The 19,568-nt window shown below is 67.8% G+C and carries 17 protein-coding genes and 1 tRNA gene; 4 read left to right on the forward strand and 14 right to left on the reverse strand.

All coding sequences use genetic code 11. The features are described 5' to 3' along the window. Window positions 1–2 precede the first annotated feature (2 nt). Both NA4_RS10790 and NA4_RS10795 read left to right on the forward strand, forming a co-directional pair. Window positions 3–806 carry an SDR family oxidoreductase gene (locus NA4_RS10790; protein WP_067467959.1) on the forward strand — a complete coding sequence of 268 codons (804 nt, stop codon included), beginning with the start codon at window positions 3–5 and terminating at the stop codon, window positions 804–806. A 283-nt stretch (window positions 807–1,089) separates the two neighbouring features. Continuing rightward, window positions 1,090–2,112: an alpha/beta hydrolase gene (locus tag NA4_RS10795; protein WP_067467960.1), complete on the forward strand. Its 1,023-nt coding sequence runs from the start codon at window positions 1,090–1,092 to the stop codon at window positions 2,110–2,112. A gap of 101 nt (window positions 2,113–2,213) precedes the next feature. On the opposite strand, the gene NA4_RS10800 is transcribed toward NA4_RS10795, so the two are convergent. Next, the gene (locus tag NA4_RS10800) at window positions 2,214–2,471 is read right to left on the reverse strand and encodes a hypothetical protein (RefSeq protein ID WP_067467961.1); all 258 of its coding nucleotides are present in this window, start codon (window positions 2,469–2,471) and stop codon (window positions 2,214–2,216) included. A gap of 325 nt (window positions 2,472–2,796) precedes the next feature. Here NA4_RS10800 and NA4_RS10805 point away from each other — a divergent pair, with 325 nt between their 5' ends. Continuing rightward, window positions 2,797–4,104 carry a serine hydrolase domain-containing protein gene (locus NA4_RS10805; protein WP_245671261.1) on the forward strand — a complete coding sequence of 436 codons (1,308 nt, stop codon included), beginning with the start codon at window positions 2,797–2,799 and terminating at the stop codon, window positions 4,102–4,104. 69 nt (window positions 4,105–4,173) lie between these two features. On the opposite strand, the gene NA4_RS10810 is transcribed toward NA4_RS10805, so the two are convergent. From NA4_RS10810 to NA4_RS10825, 4 genes are all read right to left on the reverse strand, one after another. After that, a tRNA-Leu gene (locus NA4_RS10810) sits at window positions 4,174–4,247 on the reverse strand. Between the two features lie 245 nt (window positions 4,248–4,492). Beyond that, window positions 4,493–5,410 (reverse strand): ribonuclease Z, encoded by a 918-nt coding sequence (locus NA4_RS10815; RefSeq protein ID WP_067467965.1) that lies wholly within the window; start codon window positions 5,408–5,410, stop codon window positions 4,493–4,495. Window positions 5,411–5,562: 152 nt separating this feature from the next. Beyond that, window positions 5,563–7,008 (reverse strand): amino acid permease, encoded by a 1,446-nt coding sequence (locus NA4_RS10820; protein ID WP_067467968.1) that lies wholly within the window; start codon window positions 7,006–7,008, stop codon window positions 5,563–5,565. Between the two features lie 110 nt (window positions 7,009–7,118). Continuing rightward, window positions 7,119–8,585 (reverse strand): peptide MFS transporter, encoded by a 1,467-nt coding sequence (locus NA4_RS10825; RefSeq protein WP_084496967.1) that lies wholly within the window; start codon window positions 8,583–8,585, stop codon window positions 7,119–7,121. Window positions 8,586–8,741: 156 nt separating this feature from the next. On the opposite strand from NA4_RS10825, the gene NA4_RS10830 reads away from it, so the two are divergent. After that, the gene (locus tag NA4_RS10830) at window positions 8,742–9,218 is read left to right on the forward strand and encodes an SRPBCC family protein (protein ID WP_067467977.1); all 477 of its coding nucleotides are present in this window, start codon (window positions 8,742–8,744) and stop codon (window positions 9,216–9,218) included. Window positions 9,219–9,236: 18 nt separating this feature from the next. Here NA4_RS10830 and NA4_RS10835 read toward each other — a convergent pair whose 3' ends face one another. The 9 genes from NA4_RS10835 to NA4_RS10875 form a co-directional block, all read right to left on the reverse strand. After that, entirely contained in the window at window positions 9,237–10,184 is a 948-nt protein-coding gene (locus NA4_RS10835) for a Ppx/GppA phosphatase family protein (RefSeq protein WP_067467980.1), read from the reverse strand. Beyond that, window positions 10,177–10,716, reverse strand: coding sequence for a DUF501 domain-containing protein (locus NA4_RS10840; protein WP_067467983.1), 540 nt, complete (start codon window positions 10,714–10,716; stop codon window positions 10,177–10,179). The genes NA4_RS10835 and NA4_RS10840 overlap by 8 nt, the downstream gene beginning before the upstream one ends. Continuing rightward, a complete protein-coding gene (locus NA4_RS10845; protein ID WP_067467985.1) occupies window positions 10,713–11,315 on the reverse strand; it encodes an FtsB family cell division protein in 603 nt (200 codons plus the stop codon). The genes NA4_RS10840 and NA4_RS10845 overlap by 4 nt, the downstream gene beginning before the upstream one ends. Window positions 11,316–11,331: 16 nt before the next feature. Further along, window positions 11,332–12,618, reverse strand: coding sequence for a phosphopyruvate hydratase (eno, locus tag NA4_RS10850; protein ID WP_067467988.1), 1,287 nt, complete (start codon window positions 12,616–12,618; stop codon window positions 11,332–11,334). 349 nt (window positions 12,619–12,967) lie between these two features. Further along, the gene (locus NA4_RS10855; RefSeq protein ID WP_067467991.1) at window positions 12,968–13,693 is read right to left on the reverse strand and encodes a lytic transglycosylase domain-containing protein; all 726 of its coding nucleotides are present in this window, start codon (window positions 13,691–13,693) and stop codon (window positions 12,968–12,970) included. A gap of 238 nt (window positions 13,694–13,931) precedes the next feature. Then, complete coding sequence (locus NA4_RS42520; RefSeq protein WP_245671263.1) at window positions 13,932–15,716, reverse strand: ABC transporter ATP-binding protein; 1,785 nt, start codon at window positions 15,714–15,716, stop codon at window positions 13,932–13,934. After that, complete coding sequence (locus NA4_RS10865; RefSeq protein WP_067468057.1) at window positions 15,713–16,609, reverse strand: ABC transporter permease; 897 nt, start codon at window positions 16,607–16,609, stop codon at window positions 15,713–15,715. Before NA4_RS10865 ends, NA4_RS42520 begins: the two co-directional genes overlap by 4 nt. Window positions 16,610–16,823: 214 nt before the next feature. Further along, complete coding sequence (locus tag NA4_RS10870) at window positions 16,824–17,753, reverse strand: ABC transporter permease (RefSeq protein ID WP_245671265.1); 930 nt, start codon at window positions 17,751–17,753, stop codon at window positions 16,824–16,826. Further along, window positions 17,750–19,267: an ABC transporter substrate-binding protein gene (locus NA4_RS10875; protein ID WP_067467994.1), complete on the reverse strand. Its 1,518-nt coding sequence runs from the start codon at window positions 19,265–19,267 to the stop codon at window positions 17,750–17,752. Before NA4_RS10875 ends, NA4_RS10870 begins: the two co-directional genes overlap by 4 nt. Window positions 19,268–19,568 lie beyond the last annotated feature (301 nt).

Consider the following 19,568-nt stretch of genomic DNA (forward strand, 5'->3'; position numbering starts at 1 on the left):
TCATGTCCAGAGTCGCCGTGGTTACCGGTGCTTCGTCCGGAATCGGCAAGGCTACGGCTGCCGCGCTTGCGGCGCGGGGCTACCAGGTGATCGGAACCAGCCGCAATCCCGACACGATGGGCGGCGACGCCGCGGTGGCAGGTGTCGAGTATCGGGCACTCGATCTGACCGACAAGGCATCGATCGAAGCGTTCGTCGCAGGGCTCGATCAGGTCGACATCCTGGTCAACAACGCGGGCGAAAGCCAGGCCGGTCCTCTCGCCGAGCTCCCCGGCGACGCGGTCGAGCGGCTGTTCCAGCTGAACGTGCTCGGTCCGGTCGCCCTGACAAAGGCACTCCTGCCCGGCATGCGGGAGCGCAAGTACGGCCGCGTGGTGATGGTCGGGTCGATGCTCGCGAGCTTCCCGATGCCCTACCGCTCCTCCTACGTCGCCACCAAGGCGGCGCTGCGCGGCTTCGCGGTCTCCGCCCGCTTCGAGGAATCCCCCTTCGGCGTCTGGATCACCGCCATCGAGCCCGGCCAGATCGACACCGGCCTTCGTGAGCGGCGCACGAAATACCTCACCGAGGGTTCCGCCCACACCGCCGACTTCACCGCTTTTATGGCCAAACTCGACGAGAAACAGGCCAAAGGCATTACCCCCGAAAAGGTCGCCACCACCATCGTCAAAGCAATCGAAGCCGACCGGCCTCGCCCCCTCTACGCCGTGGGCAGCAACGCACCCGCGCTGTTCACCATCCGCCGCCTACTCCCCCGTACGGCAATGGAACGCATCATCGCCCGAGCCCACGGGCTTTCCCGCTGAGGCGGGCGATCACCCGCCGCACGCGCATTTCCCGACCATACGCAACCGGCGACCATGTGACTATGCTGCCCAGCAGTTCCGATGTGTAGCAATAGCTTTCGGCCATCCCTGTCGAGTCCCGGATCGAGGGGGAATGCCGGGGCGGCATCCATACTCCGGTAACGTCTCCGTGCGCTCCGCCGATGCACTGCGACGAGGTGTCGACGGCACGCTGGGTGACGAAGGAGTTCGGGAATTGACACGCAAGTCGATTCGACGCGTTAAGACATTTGCGCTTGCGGGAGTGGTCGCAGCCGTGTTGAGCACGGCATTGGGTAGCGGCAGCGCGGTCGCCGAAGAAACCGACCCCATCATCGCCGCCAAGGCGCTACTGGCGTCCCCGGTTGCCGCCGACGGCTCGAAGATCGTCTCCGGAGCGATCAACGGCCGCAATATCTCGCTGGAGGTCTACTCCGCGGCGATGGACACGAACATCGCGGTCAAGGTGCAGCGCCCCAAGGACGCTTCGCAGCCCCGCCCGGCGCTCTACCTCGTCAACGGCGCCGGTGGCGGCGTCGATCTGGCGACCTGGTGGGGCAACACCAACGTGGGCGATTTCCTTGCCACCAAAGATGTCAACATAGTGATGCCGGTCGGTGGCCCCTTTGCGTACTACGCCGATTGGAAGCAGTCGGATCCGGTACTCGGCAACAACAAATGGCGCACGTTCTTCACCGAGGAACTGCCACCGTTGATCGACAAGGCGCTCGGCACGAACGGCGTCAATGCCATCTCGGCGAACTCGATGACCGCCACCGCGATCCTGCAGATGGCGGAAGCCAAGCCGGGACTCTACGCAGCCGCAGCAGGTTACAGCGGTTGCGCACAGATCTCCGATCCGATCGGCAAGCAGTTCGTCAAGCTGGTCGTCGAAACGTGGGGCGGCGGGGACGTCCGGAACATGTACGGCGAGGACGACGATCCCGCATGGGCAGCCAACGATCCGGTGCTCAACGCGGAAGGTTTGCGCGGGACGAAGATCTTCATGTCGACCGGCAGCGGCCTTCCGGGCCCGCACGACACGATGACCAGCCGGTTCACCCTGAACAAAACGCCGTACGGCCTGGGTAACCAGCTCGTCATCGGCGGCGTCATCGAGGCCGCCACCAATTGGTGCACGCGCAATCTGCAGACCCGCCTGAACGAGCTGAACATTCCCGCCACATTCGATTTCCAGCCCGCAGGCACCCACTCCTGGGGCTACTGGCAGGACGCGTTCTATCGGTCCTGGCCGATGCTGGCCGGAGGACTCGGATTGCCCGAGTAGCACCGCGCATACGCATCGTCACGGCGACCGTGCTCGGCCGGTCACGTGACGGTGTCGCCCACCAGCCCCGGGGTGGGTAGGCAGTAGAAACTGCGCCGGCCTTATGGGGCGTTGTACTCATTCGCGGGCAGTTCGTACTCATCATGCGCAAGATCGGTGTTCGCCCACCATGCGTAATTCCACTCTCGATTGACGACAAGCCGATCGGCCCACGGAAAAGCATCGGCTCCCATCGTGCGAACAGCCGTCTCGATACGGTCCACGGCCCGTTCCAAGTGACGACCCTGAATGTTACTGATGCTGTCTGCAGCGACATGGAATTCGAAGGACAGCTTGAGAACCCTTGGCGTGCTGGCCATCTCGGCAACCTTTCGTACGGTACCACCAAAGTCTCACGAGAGTACGCGAGTTTCACAAGTAAGTCGATGCCTCACGAAGCCAGCCAGCACTGCCGTGCGGACGGGCCATAGGCAGCGATTCACCCGGGTTCACGCGGCGTCGGGCACTCGTACCAAACGTGGACGGACGCGCCGAATCGGTCTGGGGTGAATAGGGGTTTGCGCAGGTCCGCCCCAATAAGTGGGGGCGCTCAGGGCGGTAACCGGGGGTGGGTTGGGGGCGATGAGCCGGTTGAGTTCGTCGACAGTGGAGGCCGGCGTGGGCCGTGGTTTGAGAAGTGTTCTGGTGACTGCCATTACGGCGAGCGCACTCATGCTCGGGATCGGTGCGCCGGTGGCCGCGCAGGCCGCGCCGGGCGAGCTGAAGCACTGCGCGGTCAGCAGCGGACGGGTACCCGAGACTGCGACGCCGGAGGAGGTCGGAATCGATTCGGCGGCGCTGCGGCGTGCGGTGGCGTTCGCGGCGGATCCGACCCGCACGACGCTGCAGGTGTTTCGGAACAACTGTCTGATCGCGGCGGGCCCGGACAACGCGCGGGCCGCCGGTGTGCCGTGGAATCTGTGGAGTAGCACCAAGAGTGTGGTGGCGATGGTCGCCGGGATCGCGGTGGACGAGCAGCGGCTGCGGCTCGACGACCCGATCGGCGCGTATCTGCCACCCGAGCTCGGTGATGCCGGACATCGCGCGATCACGGTGCGGAATCTGCTGCTCGAATCCTCCGGTATGCAGGTGGCGGTGGCATCCGAGGGCATAACCGGATTGGCGCAACTCGACCCGAATGTGGTGGCGCAGGCGTTGGCGATGCCGATCGACCAGCAACAGGGCATCGAGTGGCGCTACAGTCAGCGCGCCGTCGATCTGCTCGTCTACATCATCCAGCGAGCGGTCGGCGCGGACTTTCAGGCATACGCGCAACGAAAACTGTTCGACCCGCTGGGCATTCCGCGCACCGACTACTTCTGGGGCCGCGACCGCAGCGGAAACACTTACGGCTACGCACACCTACTGCTACCACCCGACGACTTCGCCAAGCTCGGCCTGCTGCTCACCAACCGCGGCAATTGGGGCGGCAATCAGATCATTTCGGCGGAGTATTTGGCGGAGGCCGGTCGGCCAGGCCAGACCAACCCGTGCTACGGGTTCCTGTTCGTGGTCAATGGACCGGAATGTACCAACTACTTTCCCGGCCTCCCACCGGACGCGATGCAGATGTCGGGCATGATGCGCCAGGACAATTTCATCGTGCCGAGCCTCGGATTGATGGTCAGTTGGACCGGCGTCACCGTCCCCGGCAGCGCACTGAGCTTCCCGCACGACGTGCTACGCGCAGTCGGCGCCGCCTTCCGCGAACCCCGCCTACCCGACTCGCGCCCCTACGAACAGCAATCCGATATCCAGCTATCCGACCCGATGATCTCGAACCCGAACGCCACCCTCGCCGCCCTCGGCATCGGCCCGATGGCCTACCCAGGCTGCAACCCACTGTCCTGCCTCGGCACCCCCATGTCCGCCCCATTCGCCAACTGGCCCCCAGGCTGTTTCATCCTCGGCTGCCTCGGCCCCCACCCAGCAACCCCCGGGATCAAGCCGTGAGTGGCACACGGCTGCGGCGAAACGCGAGAAGACCTCTCCGTGGTGTGCCACTCGCGGGAGGTCTCGTAGTGCCCCCAGTCGGACTCGAACCGACACTGGGCGGATTTTAAGTCCGCTGCCTCTGCCAATTGGGCTATAGGGGCGTCCGGGACAGCGTACCGAGTCGTACGGCTGTACCGGAATTCCGGCAATTCGCCGGGTGGCGGGGCGTCTGCCGTGGCCGGACGGGGGGTGGCGCGGTGGTGCGACCAGGGGTGGTGGCCGGTGTTTGGGCCCGGTGGTGGCAGGCGTCCCAGAGAACTAGATCGGCAGCGGCGGGCTGGTGTTAGCGTTCGCGACCGGACTGGCGCGGAGAATTTCGACCGTCGGCGTGTCGGCCGTCGGCGTGTCAGCGACGGGGCGGCAGCGGGATGCGGGTGAGGTCGGTGGCGATGTGGATCTCGCCGGTGAAGTACTTCGATGCTTCGGCCAGGTGTTCGTCCAGGTCGCGGTAGCGCTGGGAGAAGTGGGTGAGGACCAGGGTGCGCGCACCGGCGTCGGCGGCGGCTCGGGCGGCCTGGCCCGCGGTCAGGTGGCCGTATTCGGTGGCCAGGTGCTCGTCGGCGTCCAGGAAGGTGGCCTCGATGACGAGCATGTCGACGTCGGCGGCGAGTTCCTGGACGCCGGAGCACAAACGGGTGTCCATCACGAAAGCGAAGCTCTGGCCGGGCCGCGACTCGCTGATCTCGTCGAGAGTGATTGTCCGGCCGGCCAACTCGACGCTGCCGCTGCGTTGGAGTTCGGAGATGACCGGGCCGCGCAGCCCGAGAGCGTGCAGCCGGTCGGGCAGAATGCGTCGACCGGGCGGCTCACTGAGCCGGTAGCCGAAGGTGTCGACCGGATGCGAGAGCCGGACCGCGGTCACCGTGAACGGCGCCTCGGGCAGATCCACGGTGCCCGGTCCGGCGATGGGGCGCGGCCGCAGCTCGGCGCGGTGATAGTAGGACGTCGCGTTGACCAGCCGGTCGTAGTACGCGGCCCCCGACGCCGGAAACCACACGTCGACCGGATGCGGCACCCGATCGAGATTGATCCGCTGCACCACCCCGGCCAGCCCGAGACTGTGGTCGCCGTGGAAATGGGTGATGGCGATCCTCGTCAACCCCGTGACCGAGACACCGGCATACGTCATCTGCCGCTGTGTTCCCTCGCCCGGGTCGAAGAGAATCGCCTCGTCATCCCACCGCAGGAGATACCCGTTGTGGTTTCGCTGTTTCGTCGGCACCTGGCTAGCGGTCCCGAGCACAACCAACTCGCGCTGCGACACCGCGCCAGGCTATCCGCAGTTACCGGATAGCCGAACACGGCATACGGCCAAGCGGCTGCCTCGCCTTCCCTTCGGCCCGGATGAGCATCACCCAGCGGCAGCCGCTACGCCGCCCAGCGCGAAGCTGCGGACGGAGTCGTCCTGCGGGGTCCTTACGCGACCGGGGTTTTCCCGAGCAGGGAGTTACGCCGGGAGTAGCTGAAGTAGATGACGAAGCCGATCGCCATCCACACCACGAACCGCAACCAGGTCTCCACCGACAGGTTGAGCATCAGCCACAGGCAGGACAACACCGCGAGGATGGGAATCACCGGAACGAGCGGAACGCGGAAGCCGCGCGGCAGATCGGGGCGGGTGCGGCGCAGGATGAGCACGCCCACCGAGACCAGCACGAACGCGAACAGCGTCCCGATGTTGACCATCTCCTCCAGCGTGCCGAAGTCCACGAACCCGGCCAGCAGCGCGCACGACACACCGACGAGCACGGTGACGCGGACCGGCGTGCCGTGCTTGCCGGTGTGCGCGAGCTTGCGCGGCACCAGGCCGTCGCGCGCCATCGCGAACAGCACCCGGGTCTGCCCCAGGTACATGACCATGACCACCGTGGTGAGCCCGGCGAGCGCGCCGATCGAGATGATGTTCTTCGCCCAGTCCGCGCCATGGATCGCGAACGCCGTCGCCAAGGTGGCGTCGGTACCGGCCAGCTCGGTGTAGGACACCATGCCGGTGAGCACCAGCGCCACCGCCACGTACAGGACGGTGACGATGAGCAGCGACCCGAGAATGCCGCGCGGCACCGCGCGCTGGGGATTCCTGGTCTCTTCGGCCGTCGTGGCGACGACGTCGAAGCCGATGAACGCGAAGAACACCAGGCTGGCCGCCGCGAGCAGGCCGTACCAGCCGAAGTTGCTGTGCCCGGCCCCGGTCAGATAGGAGAACAGCGATTGCCGCAGTCCCTCGCCTCGTTCGCCGGGTTGCGACGGTGGGATGTACGGCGAGAGGTTCGAGGACTTGAAGTAGGTGACGCCGACGACCAGCACAAGCGCGATCACGCCCAGCTTGATCGCCACCGCCAGCGCCGACACCCGGGAGGACAATTTCGTGCCCGTCGCGAGCAGCACGCCCAGTACCGTGATCAGCAGCACCGCGCCCCAGTCGAAGCTCACCGAGCCGAAGTGCGCGACCGGTGAGGTGGTGCCGAGTACCTCGCCGAGATACTGCGACCAGCCTTTGGCCACCACCGCGACGGCGAGCGAGAACTCCAGGATCAGGTCCCAGCCGATGATCCACGCGACGAGCTCGCCGAAGGTGGCGTAGGAGTAGGTGTACGCACTGCCCGCCACGGGAACGGTCGAGGCGAACTCGGCGTAGCACAGCGCGGTCAACCCGCAGGCGATGGCGGCGAAGACGAAGGCGAGCGAGACGGAGGGACCCGCCACATTGCCCGCGGTGCGGGCGGTGAGCGTGAAGATGCCCGCGCCGACCACCACGGCCACGCCGAAGATGGTGAGGTCCCAGGCGGTGAGGTCCTTACGGAGTTTCGAGTCGGGCTCGTCGGTGTCACGGATCGACTGCTCGATGGACTTGGTGCGGAACATGCCGCCCCATCGAGACGAGACATCACCCGTCTCGGCTTGTGGCCTTGGGTTCGTCACTGGTTCTCCTTCATCAGCGCTGATGTGCATCTGTTCTGTACCCCGGCGGCGCGTCAATGCACGCCCACCATGAACTTGCTGATCCGCGGTGCGACAGAGGCGACGATCAGTCCCGCGCACACCACGACCGTTCCGGTGATACCGAAGTAGGCGAATTCGTGGCCTGGGTCATAGAACCGAGCCAAAGTACCCGACATCGAGGTTCCGATGCCAATAGAGAAAAAATACAGCGCCATCATCTGCGCCCGGAAAGCTTCCGGTGCCAGCTGGGTGGTGACCGCAAGTCCCACCGGCGACAGCAGCAGTTCGGAGATCGCGAACACGGCCATGATCGCCAGCACGAGCAGTGCGGGCACGGCGCGCCCGGTGGTGCCGGACATGGGCACGAACAACCAGAACGCCGCGCCCATGCCGATCACGCCGAGCGCGAATTTCCGCGGCGTGCTCGGTGCCCGCTGTCCCAGTTTGGTCCACAGGAGCGCGAACACCGGCGAGAGCAGGATGACCCAGACCGGCTGAACGGAGCCGATCCAGCTGGACGGCGCGGTCCAGCCGAAGATGCGCCAGTTCATCCGTTCGTCGGAGTAGACCGCCAGCACCGTGAAGATCTGCTTGAACAGCGAGAAGAACACGGCGTTGGCGATGAACAACGGAAGGAACGCGCGCACCCGGCTGCGCTCGAATGGGGTCACTTTCGCGCTGGTGAGCAGCACGGCGAAGTACGCGACCGACGCGGCGACGATGACGCCGGTCGTCACCGCGGGCAGCCTGTCCAGTGTGATCAGACCGGTCATCCATACCAGCACGACAAGCAGCACGCCCCCGGCCAGCGCCGCGGCCAGGGGTCGGATGGCCGTACGCGGGAGCGGATTCGGCACCTCGCGGCCGTGCGTGCCGAGATTGCGGCGGAACACCATGTACTGGGCGAGTCCGAATGCCATGCCGATCGCCGCCGCACCGAAGCCGTAGTGGAAGCCGGCATGGGTCTGCAGCAGGCCGGTGAGCAGCGGGCCGCTGAAGGCGCCGAGATTGATGCCCAGATAGAACAGCGTGAAGCCGCCCGCGGCGCGCGCGTCACCCTTCGGATAGAGGGTGCCCAGTAGCGAGGAGGCGTTGGCCTTCAGCCCACCGCTGCCCAGCGCGACCAACATCAGGCCTGCCCCCACGCCGGACAGTCCCGGCAGCACGGCCAGCGCAATGTGCCCGGCCATGACCACGACGCCGCCGTAGAACAGCGTGCGCTCCATGCCGAGCAGCCGGTCGGCGATCCACCCGCCGAGCACGGTGGACAGATAGACCAGGCCGCCGTACGCGCCGACGATCCCGACGGCGGTGCCCTTGGCCAGTCCCAGTCCGCCGTCGGCGGCCGAGTAGTACAGGTAGTACCCAAGGATGGTAACCATCCCGTAGAACGAGAAACGCTCCCAGAGCTCGACGCCGAACAGGTTGGCCAGCCCGATCGGGTGGCCGAACAGTGTCCGTGTGGCTGCTGATTCATGCGATGTTGCCGCTTCAACCATCTTCCGACGATCACACGGCGGTGGGCGCTGGGAAGATATTCGTTTGTTCTGTTCACAACTTGTCCCGGTGTTTGCTTCGAATACCACCGGGCACTCGACAAAAGAGAGGCCGACCAGCGCGACCACCCGACCCGAACCCGAGAAAGCGTTGTGCTGATGGTTCACGTGGAAACCACCGTCCCGGCGACACCGGAGGAGATCTTCACCGTCTTGGCCGACGGGTGGCTGTTCTCGGCCTGGGTGGTCGGCGCGACACACATTCGCGATGTCGACGACGACTGGCCCGCGGTCGGCTCCCGGCTGCACTACAGCGCGGGCGTGTGGCCGCTCACGGTGGACGACACCACCGAAGTGGTCGCGGCGGCCCCGCCGCGCATGCTCGAACTGGAGGCCAAGCTCAGTCCGCTCGGCTCGGCGTGGATTCGCCTGGAACTCGTCGCGACGCCGACAGGTGAAACCGAGGTCCGCATGTACGAGCACTCGAAACACGGACTCGGCGCGCTGATACCCACCGTCGTCCAGGAATTGCTGCTGGTGCCGCGCAACAAGGAATCGCTGTCCAGGCTGGCCGATATCGCGGTCGGCAAGGCACGCCGCGCGGCCGCTCGCGCCGAAGTGGGTTCGATTACCTGACGGCGTCCGCGCGGTGGGTCAGGCGATGGACAGGGCGATGCCGTCGAGGATGTCGTGCTCGCTGACGACCAGCTCCGAGATGCCCGCGCGGCGGGACAATTCTTCCGCCAGCACCTCGGTGATCACCGCGCCGCCGCCGATCACGTCCACCCGGCCCGGGTGCATCGGGCCGAGCGCGGCGCGCTGGTCATGGTCCATGGCGGTCAGCCTGCCGCAGACATCGTGTACCTGCTCGAGGCTGAGCCGGGTGAGGTGAACCTTCTCCGAGTCGTATTCCGGGAGGTCGAGCGCTACCGCGGCAATGGTGGTCATTGTTCCGGCCACGCCGACCCAGGTGTGCGCCCCTTCCACGGGGACGTGGGTGAACGCCTCCCCGAGCCGTTCGGTGGCGAAGGCGCGGGCGGCCGCGATCTGTTCCGCGGTCGGCGGATTGCCCGCCAGGCAGCGCTCGGTGATCCGCACGCAACCGATATCCGCGGAGAACGCGGCCCGCACGCCCGCGCTGTCTCCGAATACCAGCTCGGTCGATCCGCCACCGAGGTCAACGACAACGAAAGGTCCTGCCGCACTGGACAATTCGCCGATCGCGCCGGCGAATGACAGACGCGCCTCCTCGTCGCCGGTGATCACCTCGGCTTCGGCGCCCGCCACCACGGTGCCGAGCTCCGCGCGCGCCATGGCGAAGAAGTCTTCCCGGTTGGCAGCGTCCCTGGTGGCGGACGTGGCTACCATGCGCACACGGCTGACCCCGGCCTCGCGCATCAGCGCCACATAGTCGGCCAACGCGGCGCGGGTGCGTTCGATTGCCTCCGGGGCGAGCGAACCGGTCGCGTCGACGCCCTGGCCGAGCCGGACGATGCGCATCTCCCGGTGCACGTCGGCCAGGTGTCCGTCGCCGAGCACGTCGGCGATCAGCAGTCGGATGGAGTTCGTGCCGCAGTCCACGGCGGCTACCCGGTCACTCATTGCTGCCTCCAGTCTCTGCATGGCCAGTCGGCTGATACCTCGGCCAGTCGGCCGGAATCGCGGTGCCGCGCAGGCCGTGGTCGGCGGCCAGCGCCACCGCCTCGTCGCCGAATGGGTTCACTCCGGGCCCCTTGGCCAGCGCGTGCGCGATCAGCACATGCAGGCACTTGACCCGCTCCGGCATTCCGCCACCGGTGAAATCGGTGCCGAGCGACTCGATCTCGTCGCGCTCGGCCAAATAGCTCTCATGGGCCGCGTGGTAGGCGGCGGCCAATTCCGGGTCGGCGCCGAGCCGCTCGGTCATCTCGCGCATCACGCCCGCGGATTCCTGCCTGCTCGCCTCGGCCGTCAGCCGCGGATCGGTCAGGTAGTAGAGGGTCGGGAAGGGGGTGCCGTCCGGCAGCCGCGGCGCGGTCTTCACAACGGCCGGGATCCCGTCCGGGGTGCGGTAGGCGATGGCGAGCACACCGCGCGGCGCGCGGCCCAGCTGCTCGGCGATGATCGCGAGATCCTGGTCGGTGGGTGCGGTCACCTAGGTCCTTCCGGTGCTTGCGGTGGCGCAGCCGCCTGCGTCGGCTGCGGCTCGGAGATGCTGCGCCACAATTCGGTGTACCACGGGTCCGGTTCCCTGGCTTTGGTGGGCGCCGGAGGCGGCGCGGGCGCCTCGATGCCGGGGATCTGCACGATATAGGGCGTCTCCCCCGGCATCACCAGGCGCAGCCGATCCCGCGCCTCGGTCCGGATGTAAGCCGGATCTTGTTGCTGCGCACGGCGATCACGTAACCGGGCCAGATCCGCCTCCAGCTCCTCGCGCTGGCGCGCCAGCTGCGCCGCCTCGGCGCGCTGGGTGAAATACGTGCGCATCGGCACGGCGAGGGTGAGCGCGAGCGCGCACACCACCATCGCGAGGATCACCGCTTTTCCGGTGGACAGCCCGAGAATGGTGTGGTCGTGCTGGTCGCCGCGCGAACTCGGTTCGCGCTTGCGCGGTCCCGGCTTCTTCTCCGCGGCATCCGAGCGTCGGCGGCCGCGTTTGGCCGCGGCATCGGCCGGGCGTGATCCGGCGGCACGCGACGTGCGGCGGTCCCCTCGTCCGGCCGGACTGGTCCCACGCGCACGTCGCTCCGTCATCTCATACCTTGGATATTCAGCCTTCGAACGCGAAACGCGGGAAGGCGACGTCGCCGGCGTAGCGCGCCGAATCACCGAGCGCGTCCTCGATGCGCAGCAGCTGGTTGTACTTGGCGACGCGCTCGCTGCGCGCGGGGGCGCCGGTCTTGATCTGGCCGCTGCCGACCGCCACGGCCAGGTCGGCGATGGTGGTGTCCTCGGTCTCGCCGGACCGGTGCGACATCATCGTCTTGTACCCGTTGCGGTGCGCCAGCTCGACCGCGTCCAACGTCTCGGTGAGGGTGCCGATCTGGTTCACCTTCACCAGCAGCGCATTGGCGGCGCCCTTGGCTATGCCCTCTTCCAGGCGCTCCGGGTTGGTGACGAACAGGTCGTCGCCGACGAGCTGGATCTTGTCGCCGATCTGGTCGGTCAGCGTCACCCAGCCGTCCCAGTCGTCCTCCGACAGCGGGTCCTCGATGGACACCAGCGGGTAACCGGCCAGCAGGTCGGCGTAGAACTGCGCCATCTCCTCGGCCGACCGCACGACGCCCTCGAACTTGTAGCCGCTGCCCGTGGTGAAGAACTCGGTCGCCGCGACGTCCAGCGCGAGCGCCACATCGCTGCCCAGCTTCAGACCGGTCTTGCCGATGGCCTCGCTGATCAGGTCCAGCGCCGCCTTGGTGCCGGCTACGTCGGGCGCGAAACCGCCCTCGTCGCCGAGACCGGTGGCCAGGCCCTTGGACTTCAGCACCGACTTGAGCGCGTGGTAGACCTCCGCGCCCCAGCGCAGCGACTCCTTGAAGGTCGGCGCGCCGATCGGGGCGACCATGAACTCCTGGACGTCCACGCCGGTGTCGGCGTGCGCGCCGCCGTTGAGGATGTTCATCATCGGGACGGGCAGCACGTGCGCGTTCGGACCACCGAGGTAGCGGAACAGCTCCAGCCCGGAGGACTCGGCGGCCGCGCGCGCCACCGCCAGCGAGACGCCGAGCAGGGCGTTGGCGCCGAGGCGGGACTTGTCCTGGGTGCCGTCCAGGTCCAGCAGCACCTGGTCGACGCTGCGCTGCTCGACGGCGTCCAAGCCGATGACGGCAGGCGCGATCTCGTCGAGCACACCCTCGACGGCCTTGCGCACCCCCTTGCCGCCGTAGCGCTCGCCGCCGTCACGCAGTTCGACGGCCTCGTGCTCGCCGGTGGACGCGCCGGAAGGCACGGCAGCCCGGGTCAGGGTGCCGTCGTCGAGAGCGATCTCGACCTCGACGGTGGGGTTACCGCGCGAATCCAGGATCTCGCGAGCTCCGACCTGTTCGATGATGGCCACGAAAACGACACTCCTTCGGCTGCTGACACGGTGGGTCTTACGGGTGGGCCGTGCGCTGCGAGCCTATCGTCCCCACGGCGCGGCGGGTAACCGGCACTCCGGGGAACCCGCGGTGTGAGTGACGGCCGTGGAGGCGGAAGCTCATGTAGCCACGGAGGGCCCGCGCGAACACCGCGACATCAGACACCGCCGCGCGAGCAACGGGCCGCAGGAGGCAGCTTGCGTGACCACGAAGAGCCCGCGCGAGCACCGCGACATCAGACACCGCCGCGCGAGCAACAGGCGCGGAGCAGGCGGCCCGCGTGACCACGAAGGGCATGCGCGAGCACCGCAGACTGGACACAGCCGATCACACGCGGCGCCCGACGCTGTAGCTTGCGGCCCGATCGCGCACGGTGAGCAGGTACCCGCGCGACTGGTTGTAGGTGAGCAAGGCACGTTGCCAGCCGTGCTCGGAGGTGAGATCGCCGCCGCTGACGCACAGGTAGCGCGCGGCGGTGAGCGCGGCGTCGTCGATGCTCTGTGGGTCGACGACATTGTCTCCGTTGGCGTCCACGCCCCAGCGCTTCCAGGTCTCCGGAATGAACTGCAGCGGGCCGACGGCGCGGTCGTGTGTGGGGTCGCCGTCGAGTGCGCCGCCGTCGGTGTCCTTGATCAGGGCGACGCCGGGCGAGCCGTCCAACGCGATGCCGATGATGGGCGGATGGACCGCGCCGTCGTCGCCGACCGCCGACCCGCGGTGGGTGCCGTGTTTGCTCTCCACGCTGGCGATGCCCGCGAGCGTCGTCCACGCGATGCCGCAGTCGGGACGCGCCCTGGTCATCACGGCGGCCGCGTAGCCGTAGGCTTCCAGCGCGATCGACGGGATGCCCAGCCGGTCCGATTGGTCGTCGGCCCAGCCGCGCAACTGGAGGGCGGTGCGGCCGGGGGCGTCCAGATCGATGACGGGCAGCGGGGTGCCGGGGCCGGGCGGAATGCCCTCCGGGATCGGGGTGCGGTCGATCCCGCAACCGGCGAGTCCGAGGAGCACCACGGCGGCGGCCAAGGCGCCGGTCTTCTTCACCACCTCTCCCATGATCCAGATGACGACGGGTGCTCGCGGATAACAAGTGCTCGAGGCCACTTCGCGCGTGTCGGGCGCATACCGCCCAGTGCCGCCGTGTGTGCAGGAATCGCATGCTCGATCAGCAGTTGTCTCCCACGCGCCACGGCAGGCAGCGGCTCGTGTTCGGTTCACGACTACCGCTACACGAATGTCCAGAGCGCGGTCGGACCGAGAGGCTGTGGTCGGCGAGCGCCGCTCCTGGCCGAACTCACACGAGCAGCTCGCTGGTCGCGGTGTGCGTCGGCGCGGCGAGAACCATTCTGGTGTAGCCGGATTCGACGATGCGCCCGTGATCGAGGACGAGCAGTCGCGGGCAGTATTCGGCGACCAGCGACATGTCGTGGGTGATGACCAACAGGGCGGTGTCGCGCTCGGCGCGAATGCGGTCCAGCAGAGCCATGATCGCGGCGGTGGTGGCGTGGTCGAGCGCGGAGGTGATCTCGTCGCACAGCAGCACTGCGGGTTCGGCGGCGAGGGCTCGGGCCAGCGCGACGCGTTGACGTTGGCCACCGGACAGCTCATGCGGATAGCGGGCGGCCGAGTCGGCGGGCAGTTCGACCGACGCGAGGAGCTCGGCGACGCGCTGCGGAATGTCACGTCTGGGGACGCGCCCGATGCGGCGCAGCGGCCGACCGAGCGTTTGCGCGACGGTGCGCCGGGGATTGAGCGCCGATCTGGGGTTCTGGGTGACCAGCTGAATACCGCCCGCGCCGTAACGGCGGCGCCTGCGAGCCCCTACCGCGATCGGATTTCCGCGCAGTTCGAGCGAACCGGTCGCGCACGGATGCAGTCCCGCGATGACACGCGCCAAGGTGGTCTTGCCCGCGCCGGACGCGCCGACCACCGCCAGCGCCGCACCCGCGCCTAGCGCGAGATCGATGCCCGCGAGTACCTGGTGACCGTCGACAGATGCGCCGATTCCGTGCGCACGCAAGACGAGCTGGTCCACTGGTCGGCCACGTGCCGTGCCTTCGCCCCAGCTCTCCTGGACCGCGCTGAGGTGATCGTCCGGCGACGTGCTGTCCCGGTGCGGGAGAGCACCCGCATGATCGCGAGCATGCACCGGTTCGTCACGCTCCGAACTGGAGTCGGCGAAGCGGTGCTCGCGTGGTGGTGCCACACCGGACATGTGACCGAACCGAGCACGAGCGCCGTCGAGCACCGGCACCGGCTCCGCACGAGACCGATCATCGATTCGGCCGGCAGCATTCGGATCAGCGGTGATCCCTACGGCGGGTGTGGTAGTCAACGCTCTGCCCGCGTCGGACGTCTTTGTCGGCGTGCCGTTCCCATTCCGCAGCACCTCGGCCGGACGCACTGGGCCGGATGCCGGATGGACGGCGCCGAGTTCGACCACATCGTCGGCGATCGAGTGCACGAGTGCGGTGTCGTGCCCGGAGAGCAGGATCGCCACTGACCGTTCGCGCGCCAGTTCGGCGAGCCGAGCGGCGATATCGGTGCGCAATGCGCCGTGCAGTCCGGCGAATGGTTCGTCGAGCACCAGCACGCCGGTCCGGCGGATCAGCGCTCTGGCGAGGGCGACCCGGCGCTGCTGGCCGCCGGAGAGCTCGCCGGGGCGGCGGTGCAGATAGTCCGGCGACAGGCCGACCAGCGCGAGTGTGTCGGTCAGCGTCGCCTTGGACACATCCGGCGCCACCTCGCGCAGCAGGGCACGCACGCGCATCACCGGGTTCAGCGCCGAACCTGGGTCTTGCGCCACGAAGGCGATGTGCCGCCGCCGAAAATGCCGCAGCGCATCGTGATTCAGCGTGAGCACATCGTGTCCGGCTACGCAGGCCGAACCGGTGGCCTGTGCGGCGGCGGACGGCAGGTGCCCGAGCAGCGCACGCATCACCGTGGTCTTGCCCGACCCGGACGGACCGGTCAGGGCGGTGACCGTGCCCGCCGGTATCCGGAAGGTCGTGGGACCGGCCAGTTCCTGTCCGTTCGAGCCGAGGACCGTCAGGTTGTCGACCAGTACGAGTTCACTCATCGCCGCACCGCCGCACCGGGAATGCGCGACCCTCCGGCACTGCCGGCTTCTGCCGTGACGGCGTTCATCCCACGCTCCCCTCGTCCGAATGCCGACACCGCAAGGTTCACACTCACCGCGACGATCGCGATCGCCAGGCTCGGAGCAAGCACCGCCCAGGGATTGAGCAGCATGCCCGAGGCGTTGTCGCGCACCATGACCGCCCAGTTGCTCGCGCCCAGCGTGGTGGGCAGATGCAGGAACGACGCGGTGCTGACGAGATAGACCCCCGCCACGAAACGCAGACCGAGCTGAGTGGTCAGTACTTCTCGTAGATTCGGGATCACCTCCCGGAAAACCAGATACGGCAGCGACTCCCCCGCGGCTCGAGCGCTTTCCACGTATCCGGACGCGGCGACACCGGCAGCTGCCGCCGTAAAGATCCGTGCGCAATAGGGAGCCCCGAACAGCAGCGCCAACACGACGAGTCCGGCGCTGCCCGCCTCCGGCCACGAGGTCAGCACGAGCAGGATGCCCAGCACCGCGGGCAGCAGGATGAAGAAATCCGTGCCGAGTTCGATCACTGCCCCGATCCGCGGGCGCAGCGCCGCCACCACGCCGAGCACACACGCCGTGCCGGTCACCACCACCGCGATGACCGCCGACAGCAGCAGCAGTCCCCACCCGCCGTAGAGCAACTGGCTGAACACGTCGCGGCCGAGCCGGTCGGTGCCGAACACCGCGCCGCCGCCGGGATCGCCGAACGGGATTCCGATCGCTTCCTCGGCCGGATGCGGCGCGAGCGTCGGCCCCAGCACCGCCAGCGCGGTGACCACCACTGCGGGCGCGATGGCCGAGAAGCCGAGCCATCGCCGCGCCGGACGCACGACGGGGATCGAACGAAAATCGATCATCCGCAGACCTCCTCCCTGCGCGCGGCCGGCCCCGGCCACACCGGTTCCAGTCGTACGGTCGCGCCGCACACCGACTGACACCTCGAATCCGAGGGCCCACAGCTCGAGAGCGGAAGCGCGACCCTGCCGACGCGCACCGATGCACAGCAATCAAGCATCCGGTACCCGCGCACGGCATTTCCCACCACCTCGCGAGTGCAGCAACCCGCACCGTTCATCGCCGACCCCGCAGCGACCACGCCCGGATGCCGTCTGCGGCGGCGAGCATGCCCATGATCACCACGCCGGATAGTGCGACGACCGCGGCGACCACCGAGGTGTCGCGGTCGGCGACCGAACCGGCGAGCACCGCGCCGAGACCGGGATAGTTGAAGATCGTCTCGACCACCAGGGAGCCGCCGAGCAGCATCCCGACCGTGGTGGCGAAGCTGGCGACGATCGTCGGCAGGGCGAACGGCAGCACGTGCCGCGCCAGGACGACGCGGGTGGAAAGCCCGTCCAGCACCGCGCTTTCCACGTGCGGAGCTTCGGCGGCATCGGCCAGCGCGGCCCGCACCACCCTGGTGTTCCAGCCGATCTGCGGCAGCGCCAGTGCCAGCACCGGCAACACCAGCATGTCGGGTCCGGCCGGGAACCCGGACCGGTCGGTAATGGTGACCGCGGGCAGCCAACCGAGTGCCAGTGCGAACACCAGGATCAGCACCGTCGAGATCACGAACTCGGGAATCGCCACCGCCGTGGTCGTCGCCGGCTGCAACACGCGCGTCGCCGCGCTGCCCGGCCGCGCCGCCCACCACGCACCGAGCCCAAGCGAAGCGAGCACGGTAAGCGCCAAGGCGAGCCCACCGAGCAGCAGCGTCGGCGGGAACTTGTCGACGAGCAACTCGTTCACCGAACGCCCCCGCGCGGTATGGCCGAAATCGCCGGTGGCGACACCCGATATCCAGTCCCAGAACCGCACCGGCAGGGGACGATCCAGACCGAGCTGGTGTTCCTTGGCCGCGATCTGCTCCGGTGTGGCCTCGCGGCCGAGGACGGCGCGGGCTGTGTTGCCCGGCAGCAGGTCCACGGCGACGAAGACGCTGGCCGGCAGCGCCACCAGCAGGGCGGCGCGCCGGAGCAGAAGTCGTGCGAAGGAGATCACCCGGCCAGCCAAGCCCTTTCCAGCTGGACCCGGGCGAACCCGCCGAGCGTGGGCAGGTCGCGCACCCGGGAGGACGCGATGTCGATGCCGTCGGCCATGCCCCAGACCAGGTACCCGCCGCGGTCGTACTGGATACGCTGCAGCTCCCGCGCGGACTGCTGGTATTCCGAGTCACTATGTGCAGCCAGTGCTTTAGCCGTCGCCGCATCGAACGCCGCGTCTTTGAAGGCGGTTTCGTTGCGATTTGAGCCGCTCGACAACAGCTTGCTGGCGAAGAACAGCGTGGAGTCGTTGGTGCCCCAAGAGATCGTGTAGATCGGCGCCTTCAGCCAGGTCTGGTCGTAGAAGGCGTTCGGCTCCTGGGTGACCACCTCGAGCCGGACACCGATCTCGGCCAGCTGCGTGGCGATGACCTTCGCCGATTCCACTTCGCCTGGCGCCTCGGCCTTGGTGACGAACGGGTAGGTCCGTCCCGTGTCGAAGTTCGCCTCGCGCAGCAGCGCCTTGGCGCGATCCAGGTCGCGGGTGCGCTGTGCGATGGAGGTGTCGTAGACCGGATCGCCGGTGCCGAGAATGTCGTTGGCGACCTTCCCGTAACCCGAATGCACCTGAGTGACCAAAGCATTGCGGTCGACGCCGAGCCGGAGCGCGGTGCGCACCCGCGCGTCCGCGAACGGACCGTCGGAGGTGCGCATGGCGACGCCGACCACCGTGTCGTTCGGGCGGCGCACCACCGCCAGGTCGCCGCGGCCTTCGGCGGTGCGGCCCGCGATGGCGCCGACATTGGAGGCGAGATCGATCTGCCCGCCGAGTACCGCGTTGCCCAGCGCGGTCACGCTCTCGAACATTGTGATCTCGATGGCGTCCAGCAGCGGCGGCGTGCCGTGCCACTGGTCGTTGCGCACCAGCCGGGCATTGCCACCCTGGTAGGACTCCAGGCGGAACGGTCCGCTGCCGATGGCTTTGGTGAAGTCCGTGGTGTCCTTCTGCACGGTGAAGGTCATCAACCGGACCAGCAGCGGCAGCTGGGTATTCGGCTCGGGCACCGCGAGCACCACCCGGTTCGGTCCGTCGGCCGTGATGTCCTCGACGGCCACCGGCATCTTCGACGCGCCGCCGACCGTGCGCAGCCGCCGCAGCGACCACACGACATCCTCGGACGCCACCGGCGATCCGTCGTGGAAAGTCGCGTTCTCGGCGAGGGTGAAGCTCCAGCGCCGCCGGTCGGCGTCCGGCTCCCACCGGGTAGCCAGGCGGGGCGCGACGTTCGGGTCGGCGCCCGGCACGGTCAGGGCGTCGTAGACCAGTGAGGTGATCAGGAAGTCGCTGTCGTTGCTGAGGTTGGCGTGCGGATCGCGTTCCAGCCGAGCCGATGTGCCGAGCGCGCCGACGCGCAGCGTGCCACCGCGCCGGGCCGGCCCGGACGAGTCCGCGCCGTCGGAACAGGCGGCGACCAGCAGCACCGCCCCCACTCCGAGACTCGACCGCAATAGCTGCCGCCGATTCAAAGCCATTGTCCTGCCCTCATTCCTGGACTAACCCAACCGCGATACCGCATAATCACCAAAGTCGATCAGGACAGGCTAGCCTAATCCGTCGGACGACTCGCCGATACGGCAGCAAAACGGCAGCACAAAGGCACACCACCGGCAAACCCGCAAAACAGCAGCAAGACACCCCATCCACGACCTAGCCTCGTCGGATCGAAGTTATGCAAATCGGCTATTTTTCTCGCCGACGCGCTTAGGTAAGCCTTGCTTTACCCAGCCGGAACGGCTACCTTCGCAGTTCGATCGTCACCCTGCTTTTCGAACC

It is taken from the genome of Nocardia amamiensis NBRC 102102 (genome assembly GCF_001612745.1).
Taxonomy (GTDB): Bacteria; Actinomycetota; Actinomycetes; order Mycobacteriales; family Mycobacteriaceae; genus Nocardia; species Nocardia amamiensis.